Origin of the sequence: Alloactinosynnema sp. L-07 (assembly GCF_900070365.1) — a bacterium.
Taxonomy (GTDB): Bacteria; Actinomycetota; Actinomycetes; order Mycobacteriales; family Pseudonocardiaceae; genus Actinokineospora.
Window position 1 is genome coordinate 6,625,281 of sequence record NZ_LN850107.1, and the last position, 16,390, is coordinate 6,641,670.

Here is a 16,390-nt window from a genome sequence, read left to right on the forward strand (position 1 = left end):
GTGCTCCGCCGCCAGGATTCGAACCTGAACCATTGGAACCAAAATCCAAGGTGCTGCCTTTACACCACGGCGGATCGCGAGCGATCCCACCACCGCTCGATGGGGACATCGTGGCATGGGTGTCGCCTGGCAGGCAGCAGTACCCGGCGGATTGGTTCACGCTCGCGTCCGATCGGGTGTTATCGGAGTCACAAGGTGGGTATTCCAGTGATCGGGCGGATGCGCAGCGTTGGTGCGTCCTTCAACATCATCGGCATCCGTGGCCCGGCATACCCCGAATAACAGCGGAGGGCGCTGGCGTGTACGGGCCGCGAATCCTTACGCTTGCGTAAGTTACGGCGCCGTAGGACAGCCCGGGTATGGAGAGGGGAAGACATGACGACCACGGTCGACGCGTCCAGCGGCGCGGGCACGGCAGGCGGGCCCAAACCGATCATCGAGGGCAGGCGGAACCTGGCCACGCGGATCGCGGTCTACATCTTCATCCTGCTGCCGTTCGCCGCGCTCGTCGCCGCGGTGCCCTTCGCGTGGGGCTGGGGGCTGACGTGGGTCGACGTCGTCCTCGCGGTGTTCTTCTTCTATCTGTCCGGCCTGGGTGTCACCGTCGGCTACCACCGGCTGTTCACCCACGGCTCGTTCAAGGCCAACCGCGGCCTGAAGATCACCCTCGCGGTGATGGGCAGCATGGCGGTGCAGAGCCCACCCATCACCTGGGTCGCCGACCACCGCCGCCACCACGCCTTCTCCGACCGCGAGGGCGACCCGCACTCGCCGTGGCTGTTCGGCACGTCCCCGATGGCGCTGGCCCGAGGGTTCTGGCACGCGCACATGGGCTGGATCTTCGACCACGACGTGACCAACAAGGAGCGCTTCGCCCCCGACCTGATGGCTGACAAAGACATCGTTCGGGTGAATCGCCTGTTCATCGTGCTCACCGGTCTGACCCTGGTCCTGCCCGCGGTCCTCGGTGGGCTGATCACCTGGTCGTGGTGGGGCGCGCTGACCGCGTTCTTCTGGGCGGGCCTGGTGCGCATCGCGGTGCTGCACCACGTGACGTGGTCGACCAACTCGATCTGCCACATGATCGGCGACCGCCCGTTCACCAGCCGCGACAAGGCGTCCAACTTCTGGCCCCTGGCCATCCTCAGCTTCGGCGAGTCATGGCACAACCTGCACCACGCCGACCCGACCTGCGCCCGCCACGGCGTGCGGCGTGGCCAGATCGACACGTCCGCCCGGCTGATCTGGATCTTCGAGAAGCTCGGCTGGGTCACCGACGTCCGGTGGCCGACGCCCCAACGCCTGGCGAAGATCACCGCCAAGTAGTCCGATCTCGGCTCGCGCCCCCGCCCCAGACATCTAGATGATTGACCCTGACTATCACCAGGTCTCGACTGGCCCACGACGCCGCTGCCCGCGTTGCAGGAACAGCCACGTACACCCGGTACGCGCGCTGTCCCCGCGCCTTGGCAGCGACGCCGTGGACCAGCCGATACCAGGCGATAGTCAGGATCAATCATCTAGTGTTGATCCGTGGCGAGGCGTGTATCGAAGACTGAGGAACCCGCGGTGGCCCGCGTGCGCATGACCGGCAAGGAGCGCAGGCAGCAACTGCTCGACATCGCCCGCGCGCTGTTCGCCGAGAAGGGCTTCGACGGCGCGTCCATCGAGGAGATCGCCCACCGGGCGAACGTCAGCAAACCCGTGGTCTACGAGCACTTCGGCGGCAAGGAAGGCATCTACGCGGTGGTCGTGGACCGCGAGATGCACGCGCTGATGTCGGGGATGACCGAGGCACTGTCCGAGGACGCCCACCCGCGGCTGCTGCTGGAAAGGGCGGCGGGAGCCCTGCTGAACTACGTCGAGGGCTCCACCGACGGCTTCCGCATCCTGGTCCGCGACTCCCCGGTCGCCACCGCCACGGGCACCTTCTCCAGCCTGCTGAACGACATCGCCTCCCAGGTAGAACACATCCTGGGCGTCCAGTTCGCCAAACGCGGCTACGAGTCGAAACTGGCGGCGCTGTACGCGCAGGCACTGGTGGGGATGGTGGCGTTCACGGGGCAGTGGTGGCTGGAGGTGCGCAAGCCGAAGAAGAACGAGGTGGCGGCGCACCTGGTCAATCTGGCTTGGAACGGGTTGTCCAATTTGGAGGGAAAACCCACGCTGCGCGAGCGCCCCTAAGACCAGGGCGACCCGTAAGATCACTTGCGTCAGCCAGCAGGAGGCGTTGAAGGGTGTTCCCAGCGGGAGATTTGCCGGACACGTATTGGTGCAGCCTCCACGCGATCCTGGCCAGGTAGTGACCTGCTGCACCTTTCGCTGGCGTCGTTTGCGCGGTAACGGACTACTGGGTCGGGCGGTTCCGGTCGGACCCCGAGAACGAGTGGCTGTCCTATAGTCACCACGCCAGCCGTGCACCGGGATTCGGAAGATCTCAATTCGTCACCTCATTGAGGACGATCTTAGTTCGGACAGTTAGGGCGTGCATCGAATGATCGATCTCACGGCACTGCACCCCGACGTGAGCGGGGCTCTCCGAGAAGCAGGCTGGTATCCGGAGCGCCACACCGATGCTGCGCGTTGGGCGAGTTTGGAAGACGGCGGCTACACGTATCATGCGTTGGCAAGGGAGATTCTGGAGCGACTCGATGGTCTGACGATCGTGCCCGTTCGTCAGGACGGTCCCAACTTCGTCAATGATGACCCGCTCGTCTTTGATCCCGCAGAGGGGTGGGGGTGTCGGAGCGTGGCAGAGGACGTAGAGGAGCAGTTGGGCGGCTCGTACTTTCCACTCGGGTCATGGCTTAGTCACAGCACAGTGTTCGTCGAGACTCGCGGCCGGGTGATCGCGGCGGGATACGGTCCGATCTTGGAGCTGGGAACCACTTTCGAATCGGCGCTTGAAGTGCTTGTCAGGAGTCATCGGCCGATAGTTCAGGTTGGTATTCAGCGCAGTTAGGGTGTTCTTTCGCTGGTCGGCGGCAACTGGCAGGTCGACCTTCCCAAATTCGAAGGGCGCGACGTGGCGGAGGAGTGTCGAGCGGCTGCGTGTTCGGTTTGTGTTTACGGGGAGATCTTCTCAAGCTCGTCGATCGGCGCGGTTGATCGCGCCAGCCGATCGACCTCCTTGGGATCTTCGTCCGCAATAGCGATGGATAGGGTGGCCGGAAATGAAGGATGCCGCAGAGTGGCTCGCGCGTACGTCGGCTGATTTTGTCGTCGCGTTGCGCTCGAACGAGGGATTCCGGCGGGACCTCTTCGAACGCCTGGTATCCGCACTAGAGGATTGCGCTGTCGAATGGGCGGGACGAGACTGCATCCCAAGGTTGGCTGCCAATGTCCTAGTCGAACTGGTGGTGTCAGTGCAGGCGGCCGCCGACGCGTATGAGGGTCCCCTTCGCCAGGAGATACTTGACGCGAGCTACGAGCTGTTCGATCTCGTTGTCGCCTGTGTCGGGGTCGACGCATCAGATGTCTAGCGTGGTGTTACCCGAAGGAGTTTGTCGTCGTCTCCGTTTGAGGTGGTGACGTAGAGAGCGCCGTCTGGGGCGGTTCGGGCGGCGCGGAGGCGGCCGAACTGGTCGGCGAACTCCGGTGGGATGGCGACGGACTGGACGTTGGCCTCAGCGTCCATTGTGAACACCATCAGCTTGGCGCCCTTGAGCGCTGTCACCACAAGCGCACCGTCCAGCGGGCCCCACTGGGCGCCGGTCAGGAACGTCGCGGCGCAGATGGCTTCCGTTGTCTCGCCCGACTGCCACTTCGCGGGCACCGCATTCGGGAAGCGCTGGAGGTCGGTCATCGGGACGTCTTCGTCGTAGCGCTGAACCGTGCCACCGCGGGACGGGTCCCAGCCGTAGTTGGCGCCAGGACGCAGGAGGTTGATCTCGTCGTTCTTGTTCGGGCCGTGTTCGGCGACGAGGACCTGGCCGTTGGCGCGCAGGGCGACTCCCTGCACGTTGCGGTGGCCGTGGGTGTAGATCCGCGAGCCGGGGGTCGGGTTGTCAGGCAGCGCTTCCCCCGTCTTCAGGTCGATCCGCAAGACCTTCCCGCCCAGCGAGTTCTTGTCCTGGGAGATCGACGCCCGCGCCGTGTCACCGGTGCCGACCAGGAGCGCGCCGTCCGCGGCCAGGGTCGGGCGGCAGCCGGAGTGTCGGCCGCTCGCGGCCACCGGGAGTCCGGTGAGCAGTTCCTTGACCCTGGTCGCGACCTTCTCGTCCTCGGTGAGGCGCCAGGTGACGAGGCGGACGTCGCGGGGTTCGCCGTTCTCCCAATGGGTCTGGCAGGTGGTGAACTCGCGGCTTGACGCGAAGTCGGGGTGCACGACCATGCCCATCAGGCCGCCCTCGCCGCGGACCATGACCGTCGACGTGTCCGCCTTGAGTGTTGTCACGGTCGCGCCGGGCTTGGCTGATGACAGCAGGGCTATGTCGCCCGTTCGCTGGGTGACGAGGACTTTGCCGTCCGGCAGGAAGCCGATGTCCCACCCGTGGGTGAGTCCGGCCGCGACCGTCTCGATCTTCAACCCGGGCGCGGTCGCGCTGCTGGGGACGACGACGGTGGAGGACGATGGCACTTCGCCCGTGCCCGCGGACGTCGTGCAGCCGGCGACAAGGACTGTGGCGAGCAGCACAGCGCGCATGTGCCAAGGATGCCCGTCCCGCTGTCTGGCCGCCGTGTGGTGACTCTCGTCTCGGGCGGATCGGACCGACCGGCGGTTAGGGTTGACCGGTGAATCTGAGGCTGGACATCGCCGACGCGGTCGCGACGCTGGTCATCGACCGCCCGGCCAAGCGCAACGCGCTCAGCTATGACATGTGGGCCGCCATCCCGTCGCTGGTCGCCAAGGTCGCCGCGGACGACAGCGTGCGGGTGCTGCTCCTGCGCGGGGACGAGCACTTCTCCGCGGGCGCCGACATCAGCGAGTTCGCCGAACTCCGCGCCGACGCCGCGGGTGCGCGCCGCTACGCCGAGGCCATCCACGCCGCGACCGACGCGCTCACCGGCATGGCCAAGCCGACCATCGCGGCCATCAACGGCTTCTGCATCGGCGGCGGCTGCGAGATCGCCCTGGCCTGCGACTTGCGCGTGGCCGCCGACGACGCCAAATTCGGGATCACCCCGGCCAAGCTGGGCATCGTCTACATGCTGCCGTCGACCAAGCAGTTGGTCGACGCCGTCGGCCCGGCCTGGGCCAAGCAGATCCTCTTCACCGCCGACATCATCGACGCCGCCACCGCGCTGCGCGTCGGCCTGGTCAACGAACTCCACCCGGCCGGTGACGTGGTCAAGCGCGCCACCGAACTGGCCCACACCATGGCGACTCGCTCCCAGGTCACCATCCGCGGGGCGAAGGAGATCATCGGCCGGATCACGGCAGGGAACTTCGAGGAAGACGACGCCGTCCACGCCCTCTACGCGGACTCCGCGGAAAGCGCGGACTACGCGGAGGGCGTCCGCGCGTTCCTGGACAAGCGCACGCCTAGTTTCTGAGCAGGCTCTCCAACTCGGTCTCCAGGTTCGCCCGCGCCGCCGCCTCCCACTGCGCAAGCGCTTGCGCAGTCCGGTACAGCGCGGGCAGTTCCAGCAGTGACCGCAACACCGTCGCCCGACCGGCTCGGAACAGCTTGTCCGGCACCGCCGCGTACTCCTCCCGCACCGACGCCACGTACAGGTCGTAATCCGGCGACGCCAGGATCGCGAGGTCCGCGTCGCACAGCACCTCCCCGTTCCGGTCTCCGGGCGAAGTCACGTGACCCGCTGTCAACCGGACCAGCCGCGCCACTTCCGCCACCGACGCGGGATCCAACACCCCGCCCAGCCGAACCTCGGCCAGCCCAGCGCTGTGTTCCTCATCGGTCGGCAGGCCGAAGTGCACCGCGTCGTGGAACCAGGCGGCCAGACGGACCAGGTCCGCCGAATCAGCGTGGTCGGCCAGCTCATCTATGTGCCGCAGGACCGCGTCCAGGTGCGCTACCCCGTGATACGTCCGATGCGGCTCCGACCAGCGGGCCATCAGATCCGACCGCAGCGACGAAGCAAGCCCGAGCCGGGCGAACAGATCCATGGCCTCGACCGTATTCGTGCGACGTTGTCGGTGCCAGGCCTTAGGTTAGAGGTCGGGTTGGTGCAAGTCGGGATCCCGGTGCGGTGACAGATTGTGTCGGTGGTGGTCGGTACGGTTCGCGGTGATGAGCATCGTGGTGCAGGCGTACCGGTTCGCGTTGGACCCGACAGCGGCCCAGGTGGCTGTGTTTCGGTCGCATTGTGGTGCGCAGCGTTATGCCTACAACTGGGGTCTTGCCCTGATTAAGGCCGCTCTGGACCAGCGCCGGGCCGAGATGTCGTATGGGGTGGCGGACGCCGAACCGACGCAGTCGGTGACGTGGTCTGCCTACGGCCTGCGGAAGCGCTGGAACCAGGCCAAGGGCGTGGTCGCACCGTGGTGGGCGGAGAACTCGAAGGAGGCGTACTCCTCGGGGTTGGCGAACCTGGCTGCCGCGTTGGGCAACTGGAACGCTTCGAAGAAGGGCGCCCGCAAGGGCCCGAAGGTCCGGTTCCCCAGGTTCAAAGGCAAACGCGCGGGGTTGTCGTGCCGGTTCACCACCGGCGCGTTCGGCTTGGTCGACGGTGACCGCAGGCATGTGAAGCTGCCCCGCGTCGGCGTCATCCGCACCCTCGAATCGACCAGGAAACTGGCCCGTCACGTCTCCCGCGGGACCGCCCGGATCCGCTCGGCCACTGTGACCCATCAAGGCGGGCGGTGGTTCTGCTCGTTCTCCGTCGAGATCGACCGCCACGACCCGGCCCCCGCCCGATCGAACTTCGTCGTGGGGGTGGATCTCGGGGTCACGTCGTTGGCGGTGCTCTCGACCGGCGAGGTCATCCCCAACCCCCGGCACCTCGACGTGGCGTTGCGGCGACTTCGGCGGTCGCAGCGACAGGCAGCGCGTCGGACCGGCCCGGATCGGCGCACCCTGCGGGCTCCGTCGGTGCGGTGGCGCAAGACCCAGGCCCGGATCGCCCGCGTGCACACAGCGGTGGCCGACGCCCGCCGCGACGGGCTGCACAAGCTGTCCACGCACCTGGTCCGCACCCACAGCGTGATCGTGGTCGAAGACCTCAACGTGGCAGGCATGCTGCGCAACCGTCGCCTGGCCCGGCACATCGCCGGGGCAGCCATGGGCGAGCTACGCCGTCAGATCGAGTACAAGACCGGCTGGGCCGGTGGGCGTGTGCACCTGGCGGACCGCTGGTATCCCAGCTCCAAGACCTGTTCGGACTGTGGCGCGGTAAAAGCCAAACCGCGCCTATCCGTACGCACCTACAACTGCGACCAGTGCGGACACACGCTGGATCGCGATCTCAACGCCGCCCGCAACCTCGCCCAGCTCGTGGCCGAGATCGCTGGTGGCATGTCCTCCCCGAGTTGCGGGGCGACACGAAACGAGCCCGATGGAAACCCATGTCAGACCCGCACAAGGCGGGCAACGGGTATCGCCACGGGAAGACCCGGCCACCAGGCCGGGCCAACGCCGCACCGCAAGGTGGCGGCTCACGACACACTTTCGCACGTATCGTGAACGGTCTGTCCGTTCTGCCCCGCAAAGGATCTCGATGGCTCCGCTGCACCCGCTCCTCGAAGTCCTCCTCCCGCACGTCGCCGCCATCACCGACGCCGCCGGTGCCCCGGCGCTCGACCTCGCGGGCCCCGTGGCCGCCCGCCCGCTCGTCGTGGCCGCGCTGGCCGAGGGCGCCAAGAGTCCGGTCCTCGCCATCACCGCCACCGGCCGCGAGGCCGACGAACTCGTCGCCGTGCTCGGTGACCTGCTCGGCCGTGACGTCGTGGCGAACTTCCCGTCCTGGGAGACGCTGCCCCACGAGCGCCTCTCGCCGCGTGCGGACACCGTCGGCGGGCGGCTCGCGATCCTGCGCAGGCTGGCCCATCCCGCGGAGAGCGGCCCGCTCAAGGTCGTCGTGGCCACCGTCCGCAGCCTGATCCAGCCGATGGCCCCCGGCCTGGGCGAACTGGCCCCCGTCTACCTCAAGGTCGGCGCCGAGCACGACTTCGAGCAGGTCGTCGCCCGGCTGGCCGACTTGGCCTACGCCCGCGTCGACATGGTGGAGAAGCGCGGCGAGTTCGCTGTGCGCGGCGGGATCGTCGACCTGTTCCCGCCGACCGCCGAGCACCCCGTCCGGGTCGAGTTCTGGGGCGACGAGGTCAGCGAGATCCGCTCGTTCGCCGTGGCCGACCAGCGGTCGCTGCCCGGTGAACTCGCCGAGATCTCCGCCCCGCCGTGCCGCGAGCTGCTGCTCACCGACGACGTCCGCGCCCGTGCCGCCGCCCTGGCCGAGATCCACCAGGCCGACGCGCACCTGCACGAGATGCTCGACAAGCTGGCCAACGGCATCCCGTCGGAGGGCATGGAGGCGCTGATCCCGGCGCTGTGCCGTGGCGAGATGCAGCTGCTCACCGACGTCGTCCCGGCGGGCACCCACGTGCTGCTCAACGACCCGGAGAAGATCCGCACCCGCGCCCACGACCTCGTCCGCACCGGCCAGGAGTTCCTGGAGGCCTCCTGGATGGCCGCGGCGGGCGGCGGCAAGGCCCCGATCGACCTCGGCGCGTCGGCCTACCGCGACCTCGGCGACGTCGCCGCGCACGCCCGCGACGGCGACCACCCGTGGTGGACCCTCTCCCAGCTGACCGACGCCGACGCCGTGGTAGTCGACATCCGGGCCGTCGACTCCTACCGCGGCGATATCGACCGCGCCTTCGCCGACCTGCGGGCCCACACCGCGACGGGTGGCCGGGCCGTCCTGGTCGTCCCCGGCACCGGTACGGCCAAGCGCGCCGTCGAGCAGCTCGCCGAGGCCGAGGTCGCCGCCACCTTCGTCGAGCACCTCCTGGATGTCCCAGCTCCGGGTGTCGTCACGGTTGTCAAGGGCGCCATCGAGGACGGCTTCATCGTCGGCGACCTGGTCGTGCTCACCGAGTCCGACCTGACCGGCGCCCGCGCCGGGACGTCCACAAAGGACATGTCGGCGAAGATGCCGTCCCGGCGCCGCAACGCCGTCGACCCGCTCGCGCTGCGGACCGGCGACTACGTGGTCCACGAGCAGCACGGCATCGGCCGCTACATCGAGATGGTCCAGCGCACGATCGCCAACGCGACCCGCGAGTACCTGGTCCTCGAGTACGCCAGCTCCAAGCGCGGCCAGCCCGGCGACCGGCTGTTCGTCCCGACCGACCAGCTCGACGAGGTCTCCCGCTACGTCGGCGGCGAGCTGCCCACGCTCAACAAGCTCGGCGGCTCCGACTGGAAGAACACCAAGGCCAAGGCGAAGAAGGCGGTCAAGCAGATCGCCGCGGAGCTGGTCCAGCTCTACGCCGCCCGCCAGGCCGCCCCCGGCCACGCCTTCGGCCCGGACACCCCGTGGCAGCGCGAGCTGGAGGACGCCTTCCCGTTCACCGAGACCATCGACCAGCTCGCCGCCATCGACGAGGTCAAGGCCGACATGATGCGCGGCGTCCCGATGGACCGGGTGATCTGCGGCGACGTCGGCTACGGCAAGACCGAGATCGCGGTGCGCGCGGCGTTCAAGGCGGTGCAGGACGGCAAGCAGGTCGCCGTCCTGGTGCCCACCACCCTGCTCGCCCAGCAGCACCTGAACACGTTCGCGGGCCGGATGCACTCGTTCCCGGTCACGGTCAAGGGCCTGTCGCGGTTCACCCACGGCACCGACACCGAGCAGACCCTCGCGGGGCTCGCCGACGGCAGCGTCGACATCGTCATCGGCACGCACCGCCTGCTGCAGACCGGCATCCGCTACAAGGACCTCGGCCTCGTGATCGTCGACGAGGAGCAGCGCTTCGGCGTCGAGCACAAGGAACACATCAAGTCCCTGCGGACCCACGTCGACGTGCTCACCATGTCCGCGACGCCCATCCCGCGAACCCTGGAGATGTCGTTGGCGGGCATCCGTGAGATGTCGACCATCCTGACCCCGCCCGAGGACCGGCACCCGATCCTGACCTACGTCGGCGGCTACGACGACAAGCAGGTCGCCGCCGCGATCCGGCGTGAGCTGCTGCGCGACGGCCAGGTCTTCTACGTGCACAACCGTGTCTCGTCGATCGAGAAGGCCGCCCGCAGACTGCGCGAGCTGGTGCCTGAGGCCCGCGTGGTCACCGGGCACGGCCAGATGAACGAGGACCGCCTGGAGCACCTGATCCAGGGCTTCTGGGAGCGCGAGTACGACGTGCTCGTCTGCACCACGATCATCGAGACCGGCCTGGACATCTCCAACGCCAACACCCTGATCGTCGAGCGCGGCGACATGCTCGGCCTGGCCCAGCTGCACCAGCTGCGCGGCAGGGTCGGCCGCGGCCGCGAGCGCGGCTACGCCTACTTCCTCTACCCGCAGGACTCCCCGCTCACCGAGACCGCGCACGACCGGCTCGCCACCATCGCGCAGAACACCGAGCTGGGCGCCGGTATGGCGGTGGCGATGAAGGACCTGGAGATCCGCGGCGCGGGCAACATCCTCGGCGCCGAGCAGTCCGGCCACATCGCGGGCGTCGGCTTCGACCTCTATATCCGGCTGGTCGGCGAGGCTGTCGAGGCGTTCCGCAAGCACGCGGGCGCGCCGGGCACCGAGGACGAGGAGGAATTGGCCGATGTCCGCGTCGACCTTCCCGTCGACGCGCACATCCCGCACGACTACGTGCCGGGGGAGCGGCTGCGCCTGGAGGCCTACCGCAAGCTCGCCGCCGCCCCGGACGCCGCCGGGCTCGACGCGGTCAGGGCCGAACTGGTCGACCGCTACGGCGAGCCGCCGACCCCGGTGGTCAACCTGCTGGCCGTGGCCGCTTTCCGCCAGACCGCGCGGGCGCACGGGGTGACCGAGGTGATCGCGCAGGGCAGCAACCTGCGCTTCGCCCCGGTGCCGCTGCGCGACTCGCAGCTCGTGCGGCTCAAGCGGCTGTACCCGAAGGCGGTGCACAAGGCGGTCACCGACACCATCACGGTGCCCCGGCCGACCGAGGGCGCCGCGGGCGGCCGGATCGGGGCGCCGGTGCTGCGCGACCGGGAGCTGCTCGACTGGTGCGCCAAGTTCCTCGACTCGCTGACCGTCACCCCGGCGGCCGCGGGGGTGTAACCCGATCGTGCGGGGCGCTGTGAGAGGCTACGGCACTGTGACCACCGTCATTCGTCGCCGACGCCCGCTCGTCGCGCTCCTCGCCGGACTCGCTCTGCTGGTCAGCGCGTGTGCCACGGGCCAGGGGCCGGCCAACGCCGCCGCCGTCGTGAACGGCAAGACCATCAGTGTCGACCGGGTCCAGGAGCTGGTGGACAAGGCCGTCAAGGCCGAGCCCGCCGTCCAGACCCTGGCCGACAACCGCAAGCTCGACCTGGTCTCGCGCGCGGTCCTGCGCCAGCTCGTGCTGCACGAGCTGATCGCGGCCTACGCGGCGAAGGAGAACCTCACCGCCGAACCGGCTCAGGTCACCGAGCTGGCCAAGCAGCTCGCCGCGCCGAGCCCGCTGCCGACCGACGGTTCGGCCACCGACCAGATGATCGTCGGCCAGGCGGTCAACCGGGTGATGGACACGACCGAGCTGGCGCGGGACTACCTGCTGCTGGCCGAGATCGGATTCAAGCAGGCGGCGGGCCTCGCGGTCACGATCGACTACTCCTTCGTCGCCGCGGACCCCGCGGAGGGCGCCGCGGGCAACGTAGGCTCGCTGCGGGACAAGGCGTTCGCCAAGGCCAGGCAGATGGCCACCAGCCTCGACGAGGCCGCCAAGGTCATCGACGCCGACCTCGCGCAGGACAGCCAGTCCGCCGAGAAGGGTCGCACCTTCTCCCCGGCGCTGGCCCCTGACCTCGCGGGAAGCGTCCTGTTCGGCGCTCCGGTGAACAGCGTGATCGCCTTCCAGCCGAGCCAGGAGCAGGCGGGCTGGGTCGTCGCGGTGATCCGCAAGCGCGACACGGCCGCCACGCCGGACCCCAAGGCCCCCGAGGTGGACGTGCGGCTGGCGACCTCGCTCGGCCCGCGCATGCTGCAGGCCACCGCCGACGAGGTCGGCATCGAACTGAGCCCGCGCTACGGCGTGTGGGACGCCGCCGACATGGCGCCCGCGCCGAGCGAGGGCGAGACCAAGGGACTGATCGTCCCGATCAAGAACGCCACTCCGTGACGTTGCACGCGGGCACTTTCGTCGTGCTTGTCCGCGGGGACACCGTTCCCGCGGCCGCGGTGGCCAAGCTCCGTTCGGCCGCGCGGGTGTATGTGGCGGGCGACGTCGACCCCTCGCTGGGTGACGCGCCCGCGCCGTCGACGCTGGTGGACGAGGCGCGCGCGGCGGCGGTGGTGCTGCTGACCTCGGACCTGGACTCGCCGCTGGTCGCGGCGGGTGCGCCCGTGCTGGCCGCGCCCGGGTCCGGCCTGGTCGCCGCCGCCCGGGTGATGGACCGGCTGCGGTCGCCGGGCGGGTGCCCGTGGGACGCCGAGCAGACCCACGACTCGCTGCGCCAGTACCTGGTCGAGGAGTGCTTCGAGCTGCTCGAAGCGATTGAGGAGGGCGACCGGGCCGCGCTGCGCGAGGAACTCGGCGACGTGCTGCTGCAGGTGCTGTTCCACGCGCGCGTCGCCGAAGAGGACGCCGACGACCCGTTCACCATCGACGACGTGGCGGGGGAGCTGGTGGCCAAGCTGGTCAGCAGGCACCCGCACGTGTTCGCGGGCGGTGACCCCGCGGTGCGCGACGCCACGACCCAGCAGCAGCGCTGGGAGGAGCTCAAGCAGCAAGAGAAGCGCCGCGAGTCCAGTGTGGACGGTGTGGCGATGGGTCAGCCCGCGCTCGCGCTGGCGGCCAAGCTGGCCCAGCGCACCGCCCGCGCGGGCCTGCCCGGCGACCTGCTGCCCAAGCACGACGATCTCGGCGCGCGCCTGTTCGACCTCGCCGCGTTGGCCAAACTCGCTGGTCAGGACCCAGAAGCCGAGCTTCGCGCCGCCGCGCGGCGGTTCGCCGCCCAGGTGCGCGCGGCGGAGAAAGCGGCCAAGGAAGCCGGCGAGGAAGCCAAGTCGCACGAGACGTGGCGCAAGTATTGGCAGTGATGCCTGTGGACAACTTCCTCCGCGATCTGGCCGGAATCGCTAACTTGGCAGAGTGACCGACGCCTACCTTCGCTTCCCGCACCTGCACCAGGACCTGATCACCTTCGTCGCCGAGGACGACGTGTGGCTGGCCCCGGTCGATGGTGGCCGCGCCTGGCGGATCTCCGCGGACCAGGTTCCGGTGCGAAACCCGCGCTTCGCCCCCGACGGACGCACGCTGGCCTGGTCCAGCACCCGCGATGTGGAGCCCGAGGTTCATGTCGCGCCGGTCGACGGCGGGCCGAGCACCCGCCTGACCTACTGGGGCGATGTGACGACCCGGGTCCTCGGCTGGACACCGGACGGCGCGGTGATCGCGAACACCACCACCGGCCGGTCGTCGACTCGGCACCGCTGGGCGCACGCGGTGCCGCTCGACGGCGGACAGCCCGAGCTGCTGCCGTACGGGCCGGTCGACTCGGTGTCGATGGCGGGCGGCCGGGTCGTGCTCGGGTCGGTGATCTCGGTGGAGCCCGCGTGGTGGAAGCGCTACCGCGGCGGTACGGCGGGCAAGGTATGGGTCGACGGCGAGGACGGCTTCCGCCGCATCCTGTCCGATGTGGATGGACACATCGTGTCGCCGATGTGGGTGGGCGATCGGATCGTGTTCCTGTCCGACCACGAGGGCGTCGGCAACATCTATTCGTGCACGGCGGACGGCGGGGACGTCCGCGCGCACAGCTCGCACGAGTTCTACGCCCGGAATCCGACGACGGACGGCAGGCGCGTGATCTACCACTGCGCGGGCGCGGTCTGGCTGCTCGACGGCCTCGACAGCGAACCGCGCAGGCTCGACGTGCGGCTGGGCGGCCCGCGCGGGTCGCGCCAGCCGTACCGGTTGTCGCCTTCGTCCTCGCTCGGTCAACTCGGGCCCGACCACACCGGCCGGGCGAGCGCGGTCGAGGTGCGCGGCACGGTCCACTGGCTGACCCACCGCGACGGCCCGGTCCGCGCGCTGAGCGACGAGCCCGGCGTGCGGGCGCGGCTTCCGCTGGTGCTCGGCGACACCGGACAGGTCGTGTGGGTCACCGACGCAGACGGTGAGGACGCGCTGGAGTTCGCGCCGGTCGAGGGCAGAGCCGACGGCGTCAGCCCGCGGCGGGTCGGCACGGCGGCGCTCGGGCGGGTGCTGGAACTGGCCGCCTCGCCCGACGGCAGGCGCGTCGGCGTGGTCAGCCACGACGGTAGGCTGTCGCTGGTCGACACCGACAGCGGGGAGATCCGCGAGGTGGTCAAGGCCCGCGAGATGGACCCGAGCGGCCTGGCCTTCTCGCCGGACTCGGGCTGGCTCGCCTGGTCGCACCCCGGGCCGGAGCCGCTGCGGCACATCCGGATGGTCAACACCACTGACCTGTCCATAGTGGACGTGACGCCGCTGCGCTTCGTCGACTCCGACCCGGCGTTCACCGTCGACGGCAAGCACATCGCGTTCCTGTCGGCGCGCAGCTTCGACCCGATCTACGACGTGCATGTGTTCGACATGTCCTTCGCCAACGGCAGCAGGCCCTACCTGGTCCCGCTCGCGGCGACCACCGCCTCGCCCTTCGCGCCGCTGCGGGAGGGCAGGCCGTTCGGCGACGGCGACGACAAGTCCGACGGCGACAAGTCCGAAACCGACGCGCCGCGCACCGCGGTCGACATCGACGGCATCGCCGACCGCGTGGTCGCCTTCCCGGTCGCGGCGGGCCGGTACTCGGGGCTGCGCGCGGTCAAGGGCGGCGTGCTCTGGATGCGCGACCCGCTCCTCGGCTCACTCGGCGATGATCTGTATGACCTCGGCGAGGACGCCCCACGGGCCGACCTGGAGCGCTACGACTTCGCCAAACTCAAGACCGACACCCTGGTCGACGGTCTCGACGAGTTCTGGACCAGCGGCGACGGCCAGCGCGTCGTCGTCCGCGACGGCCGCACGCTGCGCGTGCTGCCCGCCGACCGCAAGGGCGACTCGGACGACGGCTCCGAGGACAACATCACCGTCGACCTGGCCAGGATCCGAGTCGAGATCGACCCCGCCGCCGAGTGGCGCCAGTCCTTCGACGAAGCGGGCAGACTGATGCGCGACCACTTCTGGCGCGCCGACATGGGCGGCGTCGACTGGGCGGGCGTGCTCGCCCGCTACCGCCCCCTGGTCGATTCCCTCGGCTCCCACGACGAACTGGTCGACCTGCTCTGGGAGGTCCAAGGCGAATTGGGCACGTCCCACGCCTACGTCGCACCCCCACGCGGCGGCGTCGACCAGAAACGCCGAATCGGCCTCCTCGGCGCCGACATCGCCGCTGACCATGAAGGCCGCTGGCGGATCAAGACGGTGCTCCCAGGCGAGAGCTCCGACCCCCGAGCCCGCTCCCCCCTGCGCGCCCCCGGCGTAGCCGCCCGCCCCGGCGACGCGATCGTCGCCGTCGACGGCCGCCCGGTCGACCCCCACCGCGGCCCGGCCCCCCTGCTCGTAGGAACGGCCGACCACCCCGTAGAACTCACCATCGCCCCCAAGGGCGGCGGCGAACCCCGCCGCGTCGTGGTCGTCCCCCTGCTCGACGACATGCCCCTGCGCTACCAGGCCTGGGTCGCGGGCCGTCGCGAACACGTCCACACCGCGACCAACGGCCGAGTCGGCTACCTGCACATCCCCGACATGGTCGCCAACGGCTGGGCCCAACTCCACCGAGACCTACGCCTTGAGATGCGCAGGGAAGCTGTAGTAGTGGACCTCCGCGAGAACCGCGGCGGCCACCTGTCCCAACTGGTGATCGAGAAACTGGGCCGCAAGATCGTCGGCTGGAGCCGAGCCCGCGACGGCTACTACGACGAGACCTACCCCCTCGACGCTCCCCGAGGCCCAGTGGTCGCCGTCGCCGACGAGTTCTCCGGCTCCGACGGCGACATCGTCAACGCCGCCATCCGAGCGTTAGGTATCGGCCCGGTGGTGGGCACCCGGACCTGGGGCGGTGTGATCGGGATCGACAACCGCTACCACCTCATCGACGGCACCCTGGTCACCCAGCCCCGCTACGCCACCTGGATGCAGGGCCCCGGCTGGGGCATGGAAAACCACGGCGTGGACCCGGACGTCGAGGTCGTAGTCACCCCACAAGATCACGCCGCCGCCCGCGACCCACAGTTGGACACAGCCATCCGCATGGCCCTCGAAGCCCTGACCGAGACCCCCGCCGCCACCCCGCCGGCCTTACCAGAACCGGAGGCACGCCCGTAGCCACCTCCGCAC

12 protein-coding genes and 1 tRNA gene are annotated in these 16,390 nt (G+C 69.5%); 10 read left to right on the forward strand and 3 right to left on the reverse strand.

The features are described 5' to 3' along the window. Nucleotides 1-3 precede the first annotated feature (3 nt). Nucleotides 4-74, reverse strand: a tRNA-Gln gene (locus BN1701_RS30280). A gap of 301 nt (nucleotides 75-375) precedes the next feature. Between BN1701_RS30280 and BN1701_RS30285 the strand changes: the two genes are divergently transcribed. The 4 genes from BN1701_RS30285 to BN1701_RS30300 all read left to right on the forward strand — a co-directional run bounded on the left by BN1701_RS30285 (nucleotide 376) and on the right by BN1701_RS30300 (nucleotide 3,482). Further along, a complete protein-coding gene (locus BN1701_RS30285; RefSeq protein ID WP_054054483.1) occupies nucleotides 376-1,326 on the forward strand; it encodes an acyl-CoA desaturase in 951 nt (316 codons plus the stop codon). A gap of 258 nt (nucleotides 1,327-1,584) precedes the next feature. Beyond that, the gene (locus tag BN1701_RS30290; protein WP_172803441.1) at nucleotides 1,585-2,184 is read left to right on the forward strand and encodes a TetR/AcrR family transcriptional regulator; all 600 of its coding nucleotides are present in this window, start codon (nucleotides 1,585-1,587) and stop codon (nucleotides 2,182-2,184) included. 310 nt (nucleotides 2,185-2,494) lie between these two features. Then, entirely contained in the window at nucleotides 2,495-2,962 is a 468-nt protein-coding gene (locus BN1701_RS30295; protein WP_054054485.1) for an SUKH-3 domain-containing protein, read from the forward strand. Nucleotides 2,963-3,173: 211 nt separating this feature from the next. Then, nucleotides 3,174-3,482: a hypothetical protein gene (locus BN1701_RS30300; protein ID WP_054054487.1), complete on the forward strand. Its 309-nt coding sequence runs from the start codon at nucleotides 3,174-3,176 to the stop codon at nucleotides 3,480-3,482. On the opposite strand, the gene BN1701_RS30305 is transcribed toward BN1701_RS30300, so the two are convergent. Beyond that, nucleotides 3,479-4,645: a sorbosone dehydrogenase family protein gene (locus BN1701_RS30305; RefSeq protein WP_054054489.1), complete on the reverse strand. Its 1,167-nt coding sequence runs from the start codon at nucleotides 4,643-4,645 to the stop codon at nucleotides 3,479-3,481. The two genes, BN1701_RS30300 and BN1701_RS30305, sit on opposite strands and share 4 nt — an antisense overlap. 89 nt (nucleotides 4,646-4,734) lie before the next feature. Between BN1701_RS30305 and BN1701_RS30310 the strand changes: the two genes are divergently transcribed. After that, the gene (locus tag BN1701_RS30310) at nucleotides 4,735-5,496 is read left to right on the forward strand and encodes an enoyl-CoA hydratase/isomerase family protein (protein WP_054054491.1); all 762 of its coding nucleotides are present in this window, start codon (nucleotides 4,735-4,737) and stop codon (nucleotides 5,494-5,496) included. Here the strand turns inward: BN1701_RS30310 and BN1701_RS30315 are convergent. After that, nucleotides 5,486-6,070, reverse strand: a complete 585-nt coding sequence (locus BN1701_RS30315; protein ID WP_054054492.1) for a metal-dependent phosphohydrolase — start codon at nucleotides 6,068-6,070, stop codon at nucleotides 5,486-5,488. The genes BN1701_RS30310 and BN1701_RS30315 overlap by 11 nt on opposite strands. Nucleotides 6,071-6,194: 124 nt before the next feature. On the opposite strand from BN1701_RS30315, the gene tnpB reads away from it, so the two are divergent. The 5 genes from tnpB to BN1701_RS30340 are packed head-to-tail and all read left to right on the forward strand — an operon-like array spanning nucleotide 6,195 to nucleotide 16,378. Continuing rightward, nucleotides 6,195-7,586, forward strand: a complete 1,392-nt coding sequence (tnpB, locus tag BN1701_RS30320; protein ID WP_054054494.1) for an IS607 family element RNA-guided endonuclease TnpB — start codon at nucleotides 6,195-6,197, stop codon at nucleotides 7,584-7,586. A 34-nt stretch (nucleotides 7,587-7,620) separates the two neighbouring features. Next, nucleotides 7,621-11,166, forward strand: a complete 3,546-nt coding sequence (mfd, locus tag BN1701_RS30325; protein ID WP_054054496.1) for a transcription-repair coupling factor — start codon at nucleotides 7,621-7,623, stop codon at nucleotides 11,164-11,166. Nucleotides 11,167-11,203: 37 nt separating this feature from the next. Next, nucleotides 11,204-12,208, forward strand: a complete 1,005-nt coding sequence (locus tag BN1701_RS30330; RefSeq protein WP_172803348.1) for a SurA N-terminal domain-containing protein — start codon at nucleotides 11,204-11,206, stop codon at nucleotides 12,206-12,208. Further along, a complete protein-coding gene (locus tag BN1701_RS30335; protein ID WP_082860158.1) occupies nucleotides 12,205-13,128 on the forward strand; it encodes a MazG family protein in 924 nt (307 codons plus the stop codon). The genes BN1701_RS30330 and BN1701_RS30335 overlap by 4 nt, the downstream gene beginning before the upstream one ends. 52 nt (nucleotides 13,129-13,180) lie before the next feature. Then, nucleotides 13,181-16,378 (forward strand): S41 family peptidase, encoded by a 3,198-nt coding sequence (locus BN1701_RS30340; protein WP_054054500.1) that lies wholly within the window; start codon nucleotides 13,181-13,183, stop codon nucleotides 16,376-16,378. Nucleotides 16,379-16,390: the final 12 nt, after the last annotated feature.

Coding starts and splice junctions, on each gene's coding strand:
- BN1701_RS30285 (WP_054054483.1), top strand. CDS start 376: ATGACGACCACGGTCGACGCGTCCAGCGGCGCGGGCACGGCAGGCGGG.
- BN1701_RS30290 (WP_172803441.1), top strand. CDS start 1,585: ATGACCGGCAAGGAGCGCAGGCAGCAACTGCTCGACATCGCCCGCGCG.
- BN1701_RS30295 (WP_054054485.1), top strand. CDS start 2,495: ATGATCGATCTCACGGCACTGCACCCCGACGTGAGCGGGGCTCTCCGA.
- BN1701_RS30300 (WP_054054487.1), top strand. CDS start 3,174: ATGAAGGATGCCGCAGAGTGGCTCGCGCGTACGTCGGCTGATTTTGTC.
- BN1701_RS30305 (WP_054054489.1), bottom strand. CDS start 4,645: ATGCGCGCTGTGCTGCTCGCCACAGTCCTTGTCGCCGGCTGCACGACG.
- BN1701_RS30315 (WP_054054492.1), bottom strand. CDS start 6,070: ATGGATCTGTTCGCCCGGCTCGGGCTTGCTTCGTCGCTGCGGTCGGAT.
- tnpB (WP_054054494.1), top strand. CDS start 6,195: ATGAGCATCGTGGTGCAGGCGTACCGGTTCGCGTTGGACCCGACAGCG.
- mfd (WP_054054496.1), top strand. CDS start 7,621: ATGGCTCCGCTGCACCCGCTCCTCGAAGTCCTCCTCCCGCACGTCGCC.